This window comes from Blastococcus sp. SYSU DS0539 (assembly GCF_054050855.1).
Genome location: NZ_JBJHAF010000016.1, coordinates 18468 through 31947 on the forward strand (window position 1 = coordinate 18468; position 13480 = coordinate 31947).

General features: G+C 76.1%; 13 protein-coding genes. 11 read left to right on the plus strand and 2 right to left on the minus strand.

Translation table 11 applies throughout. From position 1 onward, the window contains the following. Positions 1–99: 99 nt before the first annotated feature. A complete protein-coding gene (gene rpmB / locus ACI790_RS17785; RefSeq protein WP_284492696.1) occupies positions 100–291 on the minus strand; it encodes a 50S ribosomal protein L28 in 192 nt (63 codons plus the stop codon). A 184-nt stretch (positions 292–475) separates the two neighbouring features. Here rpmB and ACI790_RS17790 point away from each other — a divergent pair, with 184 nt between their 5' ends. The 11 genes from ACI790_RS17790 to smc all read left to right on the plus strand — a co-directional run bounded on the left by ACI790_RS17790 (position 476) and on the right by smc (position 12650). Next, positions 476–2083 carry a DAK2 domain-containing protein gene (locus tag ACI790_RS17790; RefSeq protein WP_456571119.1) on the plus strand — a complete coding sequence of 536 codons (1608 nt, stop codon included), beginning with the start codon at positions 476–478 and terminating at the stop codon, positions 2081–2083. A gap of 2 nt (positions 2084–2085) precedes the next feature. Beyond that, positions 2086–4278 (plus strand): ATP-dependent DNA helicase RecG, encoded by a 2193-nt coding sequence (recG, locus tag ACI790_RS17795; RefSeq protein WP_456571120.1) that lies wholly within the window; start codon positions 2086–2088, stop codon positions 4276–4278. Between the two features lie 19 nt (positions 4279–4297). After that, entirely contained in the window at positions 4298–4852 is a 555-nt protein-coding gene (gene rsmD / locus ACI790_RS17800; RefSeq protein WP_456571121.1) for a 16S rRNA (guanine(966)-N(2))-methyltransferase RsmD, read from the plus strand. Next, positions 4849–5334 carry a pantetheine-phosphate adenylyltransferase gene (gene coaD, locus ACI790_RS17805; protein WP_456571122.1) on the plus strand — a complete coding sequence of 162 codons (486 nt, stop codon included), beginning with the start codon at positions 4849–4851 and terminating at the stop codon, positions 5332–5334. The genes rsmD and coaD overlap by 4 nt, the downstream gene beginning before the upstream one ends. Then, entirely contained in the window at positions 5331–6026 is a 696-nt protein-coding gene (locus tag ACI790_RS17810; RefSeq protein ID WP_456571123.1) for a hypothetical protein, read from the plus strand. The genes coaD and ACI790_RS17810 overlap by 4 nt, the downstream gene beginning before the upstream one ends. Positions 6027–6140: 114 nt before the next feature. Further along, positions 6141–6776 carry a YceD family protein gene (locus ACI790_RS17815; RefSeq protein WP_456571124.1) on the plus strand — a complete coding sequence of 212 codons (636 nt, stop codon included), beginning with the start codon at positions 6141–6143 and terminating at the stop codon, positions 6774–6776. Between the two features lie 2 nt (positions 6777–6778). Further along, on the plus strand, positions 6779–6958 hold the full coding sequence (rpmF, locus tag ACI790_RS17820; protein WP_014377519.1) for a 50S ribosomal protein L32: 180 nt from the start codon (positions 6779–6781) through the stop codon (positions 6956–6958). Positions 6959–6968: 10 nt separating this feature from the next. Further along, the gene (gene rnc / locus ACI790_RS17825) at positions 6969–7754 is read left to right on the plus strand and encodes a ribonuclease III (protein WP_456571125.1); all 786 of its coding nucleotides are present in this window, start codon (positions 6969–6971) and stop codon (positions 7752–7754) included. A 5-nt stretch (positions 7755–7759) separates the two neighbouring features. Continuing rightward, the gene (mutM, locus tag ACI790_RS17830) at positions 7760–8638 is read left to right on the plus strand and encodes a bifunctional DNA-formamidopyrimidine glycosylase/DNA-(apurinic or apyrimidinic site) lyase (RefSeq protein ID WP_456571126.1); all 879 of its coding nucleotides are present in this window, start codon (positions 7760–7762) and stop codon (positions 8636–8638) included. Between the two features lie 167 nt (positions 8639–8805). After that, entirely contained in the window at positions 8806–8997 is a 192-nt protein-coding gene (locus tag ACI790_RS17835; RefSeq protein WP_456571127.1) for a hypothetical protein, read from the plus strand. A gap of 86 nt (positions 8998–9083) precedes the next feature. Beyond that, positions 9084–12650 carry a chromosome segregation protein SMC gene (gene smc / locus ACI790_RS17840; RefSeq protein WP_456571128.1) on the plus strand — a complete coding sequence of 1189 codons (3567 nt, stop codon included), beginning with the start codon at positions 9084–9086 and terminating at the stop codon, positions 12648–12650. A gap of 5 nt (positions 12651–12655) precedes the next feature. Here smc and ACI790_RS17845 read toward each other — a convergent pair whose 3' ends face one another. Further along, complete coding sequence (locus ACI790_RS17845; RefSeq protein ID WP_456571129.1) at positions 12656–13471, minus strand: endonuclease/exonuclease/phosphatase family protein; 816 nt, start codon at positions 13469–13471, stop codon at positions 12656–12658. Between the last annotated feature and the right edge of the window lie 9 nt (positions 13472–13480).

Here is a 13480-nt window from a genome sequence, read left to right on the forward strand (position 1 = left end):
GCCGCGGCCTGCGCCGGCGTCCGGGCACACGAAGAACCCCGGAGGTCGCTGTGACCTCCGGGGTTCTTCCGGTGCTCGGGTGAGGGCTGTGCCCTCGGTTCAGCCGCGGGCGACCTTGCCGGCGCGAATGCACGAGGTGCACGCGTTGATCCGGCGACGGTTACCGGGGGCGATCAGCGCCCGCACGGACTGGATGTTCGGGTTCCAACGGCGCGGCGTGCGGCGGTGCGAGTGCGACACCGACATACCGAAACCGGGCCCCTTGCCACACACATCGCACACGGCAGCCACGGTGGATCACTCCCAGAAAGAATCGTTCACAGACGGCGGGGCAAGGCAGCACCCGCATCAAGACCGTCCAACACTCTAACCGCTCCTCGGCCCGGACGTCGCGGCGCCCTCCGGGCGGCGTCCCCGGGAGGTGGCGGCGCGCGCGACGGGCGGCCCTGTCGGTACGGGTGGGTAGCCTCCACCCGTGCTGCCGGCGCTGGATGACGCCGCGGTCGGTCAGTGGTGCCGGGCCGCGGTCGAGGCGCTGTCCGACTTCCGGGGCCGGCTCGACGACCTGAACGTCTTCCCCGTGCCGGACGGCGACACCGGCACCAACCTCCTGCACACCGCCGAGGGCGCCCGCGCCGCGCTCGACTCGGCCGGGAACGGCGAGTCCGCGTGGGCCGTCGTGGCCCGGGGCGCCGTCCTCGCCGCCCGCGGCAACTCCGGCACGATCCTGGCCCAGCTCCTGCGCGGGCTGGCCGACCAGCTGGCCGACCAGCCCGCCGCCGACGGGCCCGCCTTCGCCGGTGCGCTGCGGAAGGCCGCCGAGAGCGCCTACACCGCCGTCGCCGACCCGGAGGAGGGCACCTTCCTCACCGTCGCCCGGGCGAGCGGGGAGGCCGCGGTCGCGGCGGTCGACGCGGGCCGCACCGAGCTGGCCGCCGTCGTGCAGGCCGCCGCCGACGGCGCCCACGTCGCCCTGGAGCGCACCCCCGGTCAGCTGGCCGTCCTCCGCGAGGCCGGCGTCGTCGACGCCGGTGGCGCCGGGCTGTCCCTGGTCCTCGACGCCCTCGTGCGCACCGTCACCGGCGTCCAGCCGGTCCGCCCGGCCCTGGACGCGCCCGACCGGCACCGCCGCCGGCACGGTTCCGAGCACGCCCCGCACCAGCCGCCGCCCGGCCCCGGCAGCGAGGTCCAGTACCTGCTGGCCGACGCCGACGAGACCTCCGTCGCCCGGCTGCACGAGCGGCTGGCGGAGCTGGGCGACAGCCTCGTCGTCGTCGGCGTCGACACCCCGACCGGCCGCGAGTGGAACGTGCACGTCCACGTCTCCGACGTCGGCGCCGCCATCGAGGCCGGCATCGAGGCCGGCCGCCCGCACCGCATCTCGGTCACCCCGCTCGCGCCGGTGCCCCCGGCCGCGCCGGTGCCCGGCCGCCGCTCGGTGGTCGCGGCCGTGCACAGCGAGGGCCTCGCCGAGCTCTTCCGGGCGGAGGGGGTCGGCGTCGTCGTCTGCGACGCCGACGGCGTGACCGAGGACGACCTGTTCGACGAGATCGTCGCCTCCGGCGGGGAGGAGGTCGTCGTCCTCCCGAACGACGCCGGGCTGCTGCCGGTCGCCTCCCGTGCGGCCACCCGGGCGCGCGAGGCCGGCGGCCGCGAGATCGGCGTGGTCCCCACCCGCTCGCCGGTGCAGGGGCTGGCCGCCGTGGCCGTCGCCGACCGCGAGCGGCGCTTCGGCGACGACGTCATCGCCATGGCCGAGGCCGCCGCGGCCACCCGCTGGGCCGAGCTGACCGTCGCCGACCAGGAGGCGCTCACCTCCGCCGGCCGCTGCCGCCCCGGCGACGTGCTCGGCTCCGCGGAGGGCGACGTCGTCGTCATCGGGGCGGAGCTCGACGCCGTCGCCTGCGACCTGCTGGACCGGCTGCTCTCCGCCGGCGGGGAGATGGCCACCCTGGTCGTCGGCCCCGACGAGGCGCTCGGCGACGTCGTGTGCCGCCACCTGTCGACGGCCCACCCCACCATCGAGGTGGTCCGCTACGGCGGCGGCCCGAGCTCGATCCCGCTGCAGATCGGGGTGGAGTGACCGTGGCGGTGACGCTGGAGACGCCGCTGGCGAAGGTGCTCGGCCCGAAGACCGCCACCGGCATGGCCGAGCAGCTGGGCCTGCACACGGTCCGCCACCTGCTGCGCCACTACCCCCGCCGCTACGCCAGGCGCGGGGAGATGGCCCGGCTGGACGACCTGCAGCCGGGCGACCGGGTCACGGTGCTGGCCCAGGTGAGGACCGTGAGCACCCGGCCGATGCGGCAGCGCCGCGGCATGATCACCGAGGTAACCGTCGGCGACGGCGCCAGCACGATGAAGCTCGTCTTCTTCAGCCACAAGCACGCCCGCCTGGCCCCGGGGGTCTGGGGCATGTTCGCCGGGACCGTCGGCACCTACCAGGGCAAGCTGCAGTTCACCCACCCCGACATGCAGTTGCTCAGCGGCGACGATGACGATGACGACTGGGCGCGCGAGCTGGTGCCCATCTACCCGGCCAGCAAGGACGTCTCGAGCTGGGTCATCCAGAAGTCGGTGAAGCTGCTGCTGGGCGGCGCCGGCAACCTCGCCGACCTCGTCACCGATCCGCTGCCCGAGGAGATCCGCACCCGGCACGGCCTGCTCTCCCTGCCCGCCGCCCTGCTCGACATCCACCGGCCCACCAGCAGCCAGGACGTCGAGCGGGCCGAGCGCCGGCTGAAGTGGGACGAGGCGCTCACCCTCCAGCTCACGCTGGCCGCCCGCCGCCGGGCCGCCGCGCTCGAGCCCGGCACCGCCCGCCCCCGGCGGGCCGGCGGCCTGCTCGACGCCGTCGACGCCGCCCTGCCCTTCGACCTCACCGACGGCCAGCGCGCCGTGGGGGAGGAGCTGGCCGCCGAGCTGAACCGGGACCAGCCGATGCACCGGCTGCTGCAGGGCGAGGTCGGCTCGGGGAAGACCGTCGTCGCGCTGCGGGCCATGGCACAGGTCGTCGACGCCGGGGGGCAGGCCGCGCTGCTGGCCCCCACCGAGGTGCTCGCCGCCCAGCACGCCCGCGGCATCCGTGCGCTGCTCGGTCCGCTGGGCCGCGCCGGCGAGCTCGACGGCGACCCCGCCGGCACCCGGGTCACCCTCCTCACCGGCTCGCTCAAGGCCGGCCCCCGCCGCCAGGCCCGCGCCGAGGTGGCCGAGGGCCGGGCGGGCATCGTCATCGGCACGCACGCCCTGCTGCAGGAGGGCGTGGACTTCGCCGACCTGGGCCTGGTCGTCGTCGACGAGCAGCACCGCTTCGGCGTGGAGCAGCGCGACGCGCTGCGGGCCAAGGGCAGCCGGCCCCCGCACGTGCTGGTCATGACCGCCACCCCGATCCCGCGCACCGTGGCGATGACCGTCTACGGCGACCTGGAGATCTCCACCCTCCGGCAGCTGCCCAGCGGCCGCGGGGGCGTCGCCAGCTCCGTCGTCCCGGTCGTCGAGAAGCCCGGCTGGATCGACCGGGCCTGGGAGCGGCTGCGCGAGGAGGTCGCCGCCGGCCGGCAGGCCTACGTGGTCTGCCCGCGCATCGGCGACGTCACCGGCCCCGACGACGAGCCCGAGGACGCCGACGGCGCACCCGCCGACGAGGGGGGCCGCAGCGACCGCCGGCCCCCGCTGGCCGTGCTGGACGTCGCCGAGGCGCTGCGCAGCGGGCCGCTGGCCGGGCTGCGGCTCGACGTCCTGCACGGCCGGATGACGCCCGAGGAGAAGGACGGCGTCATGCGGGCCTTCGCCGCCGGCGAGACCGACGTGCTGGTCGCCACCACCGTCGTCGAGGTGGGGGTCGACGTCCCCAACGCCACGGTGATGGTGGTCATGGACGCCGACCGGTTCGGCGTCAGCCAGCTGCACCAGCTGCGCGGCCGTGTGGCCCGGGGCAGCCACGCCGGCCTCTGCCTGCTGGTCACCGACGCCCCGTCGTCGTCGCCGACCGGGCAGCGGCTGGCGGCCGTCGCCTCCACGTCCGACGGCTTCGAGCTGGCCCGGTTGGACCTGGAGACCCGCCGCGAGGGCGACGTCCTCGGCGCGGCGCAGTCCGGCCGGCGGTCGGGCATCAAGCTGCTCTCCCTGCTGGAGGACGAGGAGCTGATCGCCGAGGCGCGGACCGAGGCCACCGCGCTGCTGGCCACCGAGCGCGGGCTCGCCGACCACCCCGGCCTCGCCGCCGAGGTCGCCGCCCTGGCCAGCGACGAGCGGGCCGAGTGGCTGGAGAAGGCGTGACCGGGCCGGCGGTGCGGGTGTGACACGGCTCATCGCCGGACTGGCCGGCGGACGCCGGCTCCAGGTCCCCCCGGCCGGGGTCCGGCCGACCGGCGACAAGGCCCGCGGCGCGCTGTTCAACTCGCTCGGCTCGCTGGTCGACCTCGACGGCGCCGCGGTGCTCGACCTGTACGCCGGGTCGGGCGCGCTCGGCCTGGAGGCGCTCTCCCGCGGGGCCGCGACCGCGGTGTTCGTGGAGTCCGGCGCGAAGGTGCTGCCCGTGCTGCGCGCGAACCTCGCCGCCGTGGGCCTCCCGGGCGGCCGGGTCGTCGCCGGCTCGGTGCCCGCCGTGGTGGCCGGCCGGGCCCCGCAGGCGTTCGACGTCGTGCTCGCCGATCCGCCCTACGCCGTCCCCGCCGAGGAGGTGCACGGCGTGCTGCGGGCCCTCGTCGCGGGGGAGTGGCTGGCCCCCGGCGGCGTCGTCGTGGTCGAGCGGTCCAGCCGCGAACGGGGGTGGGAATGGCCGACACCCCTGGAAGGTCTGCGCGAACGGCGGTACGGCGAGGCCGTGCTCCGGTACGGTCGGCATCCGTGAGACGCGCCGTCTGCCCAGGTTCCTTCGACCCGGTCACCAACGGGCACGTCGACGTCATCTCCCGGGCCGCCGGGCTGTACGACGAGCTGGTCGTCGCCGTGCTGGTCAACCCGGGCAAGGCCGGGCTCTTTCCCGTCGAGGAGCGCATGGAGCTCCTGCGGGAGTCCGTGGCCGATCTCCCCAACGTGACCGTCGACAGCTTCCAGGGGCTGCTGGTCGACTACTGCCGGGACCACGACATCCCGGTGATCGTCAAGGGCCTGCGCGCGGTCAGCGACTTCGAGTACGAGCTGCAGATGGCGCAGATGAACCGCGAGCTGGCCGCCGTCGAGACCCTGTTCGTGCCCACCGCCCCGCAGGTCGGCCATCTGTCCTCCAGCCTGGTCAAGCAGATCGCCGGCTTCGGGGGGGACGTCTCCCGGCTGGTGCCCAAGGCGGTCCACGACCGGCTGGCCGAGCACGCGCGGCGGGGCGACAGGTGACCCGGCCGCCGCGCAGCGGGCCACCCCGCGGCGCCACGACCGAGGTCGTGTACCGGCTGTACGAGACCGTCGACGAGCTGACGACGGTCATCGAGAACGCCCGCAGCGTGCCGATGTCCAGCTCCTGCATGGTGCCGCGCGACCACGTGCTGGACCTGCTCGACGACCTGCGGGAGTCGCTGCCCGAGGACGTGCAGGCCGCCGGCGCCATCGTCGAGCAGCGCACCGAGATCCTGCAGCAGGCCCAGGCCGAGGCCGAGCGGCTCACCGGCCGCACCCGCGCCGACAGCGAGCAGCTGCTCACCCAGGCCCGCCGCCAGCGCGACGAGATCGTCGGCACCGCCCGGCGGCAGCGCGACGAGCTGCTCGCCGCGGCCCAGGCCGACGCCGAGCAGATCCTGCTGGAGGCCGAGGCCGAGGCCGAGGCGTTGATCGACGAGGGCCGGCAGCACCGCGCGGCGCTGATCGCCGAGGGGCAGGCCGAGCACGAGCGGCTGATCACCGAGACCGAGGTCTACCGCACCGCCGTCGCCCGCGCCGACGAGCTCGGTGAGCAGTCGCACGCCGAGGCCGCCCAGATGCGGGCCGAGGTCGACGAGTACGTCGACACCCGGCTGGCCGAGTTCGGCGGGACGCTGGAGCGGATGCTGCGCTCGGTGGACAAGGCGCGCACGACCCTGCGGGAGCCCTGAGACCTTCCGCACGGTCGGTGCCCCCGGGGATCGGGTAGTCTCGATCCCTGGTCCGACTCCCGTGGTCTCCGCCCGGGCCGGCCACCCTCCCCGCTCCCGACCGCGAGTACTGACATGCCTGCTGCTTCGCCGAACCGCTCCGGCGCCGCTCCTCACGAGGACCGGCGTCCCTCCGCCAACCCATGGAAGGTCGACCTCCGGGAGCTGGGCCGGCGGGCGGGGTCCATGCAGGAGCTGGACCGCACCGCGCCGGCCCCCGGCGACTGGCGGGTCGAGCTGCTCGGCGTGCCCGAGGCCGCCGACGTCCACCTGCACCTGCGGCTGGAGTCGGTCATGGAGGGCGTGCTGGTCACCGGCGAGTTCTCGGTCCCGGTCGCCGGCTCCTGCGCGCGCTGCCTCGAGCCGATCGAGGACGTGCTCCGCCTCGACGTCCAGGAGCTGTACGCCTACTCGGGCAGCACCACCGAGGCGACGAGCGAGGAGGACGAGGTCCGCCGGATCGAGGGCGACTTCCTCGACCTGGAGCCGCTCGCCCGCGACGTCGTCGTCCTGAGCCTCCCGCTGGCGCCGGTCTGCACCGAGGACTGCGCCGGCCTGTGCGTCGACTGCGGTCAGCGCCTGGACGACCTCCCCGCCGATCACTCGCACGAGGTCGTCGACGCCCGCTGGGCGGGCCTCGCGGCGAAGTTCGGCACCACTGCTTCCTCGCCGGGCACCCCCGGCGGATCCACCACCCCAGAGGAGAACTGATCGTGGCCGTTCCGAAGCGGAAGATGTCGCGCGCCAACACCCGCATGCGCCGGTCGCAGTGGAAGGCCACCGCGCCGACCCTGTCGCCGTGCCCGAACCGTGCCTGCGGCGAGCTCAAGCCCCCGCACCAGGCGTGCCCGACCTGCGGCCAGTACGACGGTCGCCAGGTCCTCTCGGTCTGATCCACCGGACGTGACCGCCGTGGGGACGACGGCCGCCGAGCACCCCTCCGAGGGTGCCGCCGACGGCCGTTCCCCGGTGGCCGCCCCCGGTGGCGAGGAGCACGCGGAGCGGGCCGCCGCCTGGCTGACCGACGCCCTGGGCGTCGAGCTGCCCGACGGGCTGCTGTCCCTGGTGCTCACCCACCGGTCGTTCGCGTACGAGAACGGCGGCCTGCCGACCAACGAGCGCCTGGAGTTCCTGGGCGACTCGGTGCTCGGCCTGGTCGTCACCGACGAGCTCTACCGCAGCCAGCCGGACCTCCCCGAGGGGCAGCTGGCCAAGCTGCGTGCCTCGGTGGTCAACATGACCTCGCTGGCCAAGGTCGCCCGCCGGCTCGGCGACGGCGGGCTCGGCCCGCACCTGCTGCTCGGCCGCGGCGAGGAGACCACCGGCGGCCGGGAGAAGGACTCGATCCTCGCCGACGCCCTCGAGGCGCTCATCGGTGCGATCCACCTCGGCTGCGGGCTGGAGACGGCCTCGGCGGTCGTGCACCGGTTGTTCGACCCGCTGCTGGTCGAGTCGGCCACCCGGGGCGCCGGCCTGGACTGGAAGACCAGCCTCCAGGAGCTCGGCGCCGCCCAGGGCCTCGGGGCACCCCTCTACCGGGTGGACGACGAGGGCCCCGACCACGCCAAGACGTTCAGCGCCGCCGTCCTGCTCGCCGGCATCGTCCGGGGCACCGGCACCGGCCGGACCAAGAAGGCCGCCGAGCAGGAGGCCGCCGAGGCCGCCTGGCGCGCCCTCTCGGAGGAGTAGGCCCCGTGCCGGAGCTGCCCGAGGTCGAGGTGGTGCGCCGGGGCCTGGAGCAGTGGGTCGCCGGCCGGACCGTGGCGACCGTCGAGGTGCACCACCCCCGGGCCGTCCGGCGGCACCTCGAGGGCGCCGACCACTTCGTGCAGGCGGTCACCGGGCGCACCTTCACCGCCGCCCACCGGCGCGGCAAGTACCTCTGGCTGCCGCTCGAGGAGCCGGACGGCACCCCCTCGGGCCGGGCGATGGTCGGTCACCTGGGCATGAGCGGGCAGCTGCTGGTCGAGAAGCGCTCGGCGCCCGACGAGGCCCACCTGCGTGCGCGGTTCACCTTCACCGACGGCGGGCGCGAGCTGCGCTTCGTCGACCAGCGCACCTTCGGCGGGCTGGCCGTCGAGGAGGCGGACGGCGACGGGGTGCCCGGCCGGTTGGCGCACATCGCCATCGACCCGCTCGACCCGTCCTTCGACGTCGACGGGTTCACCGCCGCGCTGCGCCGGCGCCGCACCGAGGTGAAGCGGGCCCTGCTGGACCAGACGCTGATCGGCGGGGTCGGCAACATCTACGCCGACGAGGCGCTGTGGCGGGCCCGGCTGCACGGCGCCCGGCCCACCGACAAGCTCACCCGCCCGCAGGTCGCCGCGCTGCTGGAAGGCGTCCGCGACGTGCTCGGGGAGTCGCTGGCCCAGGGCGGCACGTCGTTCGACTCGCTCTACGTCGACGTCAACGGGCAGAGCGGTTACTTCTCCCGCCACCTGGCCGTCTACGGGCAGCAGGACCGGCCCTGCCCGCGGTGCGGCACGGCCGTCGTCCGGGAGTCCTTCATGAACCGCTCCAGCTACAGCTGCCCGGCCTGCCAGCCCCGTCCGCGGTCCCGGCGGAAGGCCTGAACCCGTCACCCGGACGTGACGAAGACGACATCACCCGGACACGGTCGCACCGTGCGGCCGCCGTTGACCTGCGGATCGGCTGGTGTCACCCTGGGGGAACCCAGCCCGCGCCGACCGTTCACCGGGGCGCCGGTCACCCCCTCTCGCTTCGAAAGGCCGTCACAGCCATGGCCAAGGCCCTGTTCGGTTCGGTCGTCACCCCCGCGGAACTCCGAGTAGCCGACGAGAACGCCGTCCTGCGCGCCAAGGTCCGCCGGCTGGAGCTCGAGCTCGCCGAGCTGCGCGCCCAGCGGGACGCCGCCATCGCCCACGAGCTGCTCTCCCTGGCCGGCGACAGCGCCGAGCCCGCGCTCGCCTGAGGCACGGCGCCCGGCCGCGTCCCACCCGCACCACCGGCCCCGCCGCTCCCCTGACCACGCGGTTCCGGGGCTAGAGTCCTCTTCCCGTGCACCTGTCGAGCCTCACGCTGAAGGGCTTCAAGTCCTTCGCGTCCGCCACCACGCTGCGGCTCGAGCCCGGGATCACCGCCGTCGTCGGCCCCAACGGGTCGGGCAAGTCCAACGTCGTCGACGCCATCTCGTGGGTCCTCGGCGAGCAGGGCGCGAAGAGCCTGCGCGGCGGCAAGATGGAGGACGTCATCTTCGCCGGCACCGCCGGCCGCCCCGCCCTCGGCCGCGCCGAGGTCACCCTCACCATCGACAACTCCGACGGCGCGCTGCCGATCGAGTACACCGAGGTGTCGATCACCCGCCGCATGTACCGCTCCGGCGAGAGCGAGTACGAGATCAACGGCGACAAGGTCCGGCTGCTCGACGTCCAGGAGCTGCTGAGCGACTCCGGCATCGGCCGCGAGATGCACGTCATCGTCGGTCAGGGCCAGCTCGACGCCGTCCTCTCCGGGCGCCCGGAGGACCGGCGTGCCTTCGTCGAGGAGGCCGCCGGCGTCCTCAAGCACCGCAAGCGCAAGGAGAAGGCGCTCCGCAAGCTCGACGGGATGCAGGCCAACCTCGACCGGCTGGCCGACCTCACCGCGGAGCTGCGCCGCCAGCTCAAGCCGCTGGGCCGGCAGGCCGAGGTGGCCCGCCGCGCGGCCGGCGTGCAGGCCGACCTCCGCGACGCGCGCCTCCGGCTGCTCGCCGACGACCTCGTGCAGCTGCGCGACGCCCTCGACCGGGACATCGCCGACGAGACGGCGGCCCGCGAGCGCCGGGCCGTGGTCGAGCGCGACCTCGCCGTCGTCGCCCGGCGCGAGTCGCAGCTGGAGAGCGAGCTCGCCGCCGGGGCGCCACGGCTGCAGGCGGCCTCGGACACCTGGTACCGGCTCTCCGCCCTCGGGGAGCGCTTCCGCAGCGTCTCCCAGCTGGCCGCCGAGCGGCACCGGCACCTCTCCGCCGCCGCTCCGGCGGCGGCGACCGGCCGCGATCCCGAGCACCTCGAGGCGGAGGCCGACCGGGTCGCCACGACCGAGGCCGAGCTCGCCGCCGGGCTCGCCGCCGAGCGGGAACGGCTGGCCCGGGTGGTGGCCGGCCGCGCCGACCTCGAGCGGTCGCTGGCCGAGGCGGAGAAGGCCTGGGTCGCGGCGGCCCGCGCCCTCGCCGACCGCCGGGAGAGCCTCGCCCGGCTGTCCGGCGAGGTCGCCGCCGCGCGCTCGCGGGTGGGTGCCGGCCAGGCCGAGATCGACCGGCTGACCCTCGCCGCCGCCGAGGCGGCCGACCGCGCGGAGGTCGCTGCCGAGCGGCTGGCCGACCGCCGGGGCCAGGTCGCCGACCAGGAGGACAGCGACGTCGCGCTGGTCGCGGCGCACGAGGACGCGGTCGCCGCGCACACCGCGGCCGCCCGCCGGGTGACCGAGCTCGCCGAGGCCGAGCGGGCCGCCGAGCGCGACCGCGCCTCGTGGCAGGCCCGCCGGGACGCCCTCGCCCTCGGGCTCACCCCGCCCGACGGCGCCGCCGCGGTGCTCGGCGCCGGGTTGGCCGGCGTGGTGGGACCGCTGCCCGAGCAGCTGACGGTGGCCCCCGGCGACGAGGTCGCCGTCGCCGCCGCGCTCGGGGGCATGGCCGACGCCGTCGTCGTCTCCGGCGTGGCCGAGGCCGCCGCCGCGCTGGCCCACCTGACCGGCACCGGTGGCGGGCGCGCCGGGCTGCTCGTCACCGGGGGGCTGCCCCCGGTTCCGCGCGACGGCTGGCCGGAGCTCCCGGACGGCGCCCGCTGGGCCCTGGACGCGGTGCAGGCCCCCGGACCGCTGCAGCCCGCCCTCGCCCGCGCCCTGGAGCGGGTCGCCCTGGTGCCCGACCTGGACGCCGCCGTCCGGCTGGTGCGCACCCATCCCCGGGTCCGCGCCGTCACCGCGACCGGCGACCTCCTCGGCGCCGACTGGGCCCTGGGCGGGCAGACCGACGCGCCGTCGAACCTGGAGCTGCGCGCGCGGGTCGACGAGGCCGGCGCCGAGCTGACCGCCGCCACCGCGCACGCCGCCGAGCTCGCCGACCAGCTGGCCGGGGCGCGGCGCACCGCGCAGGACCGGTCCGCCGACGTCGAGACCGCGCTCGCCGCGCGGCAGGCCGCCGACCGCAGCCGCTCCGCCGAGGCAGCCGCCCTGGCCGAGCTGGGCGCGGCCGCCCGGTCCGCCGCCGCCGAGGCCGAGCGGCACGCGGCCGCCCGGGTGCGCGCGGAGGAGTCGCTGGAGCGGGCGACGACGGCGCTGTCCACGCTGGAGGCCCGGCTCGCCGAGGCCCAGGCCGCTCCGGTGGCGGACGAGCCGCCGACCGAGGACCGGGACCGGTTGCGGGCCGAGGTGGCCGCGGCCCGGCAGGCCGAGACCGAGGCGCGGCTGGCCGTGCGCACCGCCGAGGAGCGGGCGCGCGCGCTGCAGGGCCGCGCCGAGTCGCTGCGCCGCCAGGCCCGGCAGGAGCGGGCGGCACGGGAGCGGGCCGCCGCGGCGCGGGTCGCCCGGGAGCGCGGGGCGGCGGTGGCGGCCGCGGTGCGCGCCGACGCCGAGGCCGCGCTGGTGGCGCTGGGCTCCTCGTTGACCAGGGCCGCGGCCGAGCGGGACGCGCTGGCGTCCTCCCGGAGCTCCTCCGAGGCCGAGCTGCTGGAGGTGCGCGGCCGGGTGCGGACGGCCACCGCGGAGCTGGACCGGCTCACCGACGAGGTGCACCGCGACGAGGTGGCCCGCACCGAGCAGCGGTACCGCATCGAGTCGCTGGAGACCCGCGCCGCCGAGGAGTTCGGCGTCGACCTGCCGACGCTGGTGGGGGAGTACGGCCCGGCGACGCCGGTGCCCCCGGCGCCCCAGCTCGTCGCCGAGGCCGAGGCCGCCGGGCAGCCGGTGCCCGAGCCGCGGCCCTACGACCGGGCGGTGCAGGAGCGGCGGGTCGCCCGCGCCGAGCGCGACCTCGCCACCCTCGGCAAGGTGAACCCGCTGGCCCTGGAGGAGTTCGCCGCGCTCGAGGAGCGGCACACCTTCCTCGCCACCCAGCTGGAGGACCTCAAGAACACCCGACGGGACCTGCTCACCGTCGTCCGCGAGGTCGACGGGCGCATCCACGACGTCTTCGCCGCGGCGTTCGCCGACGTCGCCCGGGAGTTCGAGCAGGTCTTCGCCACGCTGTTCCCCGGGGGCTCCGGCCGGCTGCTGCTCACCGACCCGGAGAACATGCTCACCACCGGCGTGGAGGTGGAGGCGCGCCCGCCCGGCAAGAAGGTCAAGCGGCTGTCGCTGCTGTCCGGCGGTGAGCGCTCGCTGACCGCGGTCGCGCTGCTCGTGGCGATCTTCCGCGCCCGCCCGTCGCCGTTCTACGTCCTCGACGAGGTGGAGGCGGCGCTCGACGACGTCAACCTCGGCCGGTTGCTGGTGCTCGTGGAGCAGCTGCGGTCCACCTCGCAGCTGATCATCATCACCCACCAGAAGCGGACGATGGAGATCGCCGACGCCCTCTACGGCGTGAGCATGCGCGGCGACGGCATCACCGGCGTCATCAGCCAGCGGCTCCGCGAGGCCGAATCCGCCTGACCCGCCTAGACGCCGCTGCGGACCTCCAGGTCGACGACGACCGGGAGGTGGTCCGAGGCGCCCTCGGCGTCGAGCACGTAGGCGCCGGCAACCGCGACCCCGGAGGAGACCCACACCTGGTCGATCCGCCGGTGCGGGGACCGCGCGGGATGGGTCTTGCCGGCGTCGGCCTGCCAGAACCGCCAGCCCGCCTGGTCGTCGCGGGCCCGCGCCAGCCGCCAGGCGTCGGTGAACCGCTGCCGCAGCACGTCGAGCTCCGGGGCGTCGGGCTCGGTGTTGAAGTCGCCGACCAGGACGCCGGTCTCCATCGACTCGGTGTGCAGCCCGGCCAGGGTGGCGACCTGCGCGGCCCGCTCGTCGGCCGACCGGGTGGTCAGGTGGGTCGCGGTGATCCACAGCGCGCCGCCGTCGAGCTCCACCATCGTCCGCAGCGCGCTGCGGGGCTCGCCGCGGCCGGGCAGCGGGTGCACGTCGCTGATCAGGATCGGCAGCCGGGACAGCAGCGCGTTGCCGTACTGCCGGGGCGGCTGGTCGCCGGGCCGCTCCTCGTCGATCGCCGGCCCCCACGCCAGCTGCATGTCCAGCGCCCGGGAGAGCAGCAGCGCCTGGTCGACGTCCTCGCTCCGGGCGCCGTAGTGGCGGTCCACCTCCTGCAGGCAGATGACGTCGGCGTCCACCGAGGCCAGCAGCGTGGCCAGCCGGGGCAGGTCGTGCCGGGCGTCCGCGCCCACACCGTGGTGGGTGTTGAAGGTGACCAGCCGCACCGGGATCGGGGGCTGGTCGGGACCGGGGGCCGGCTTCCCCCCGTGCGCACCAGTCATGCGTCCCAG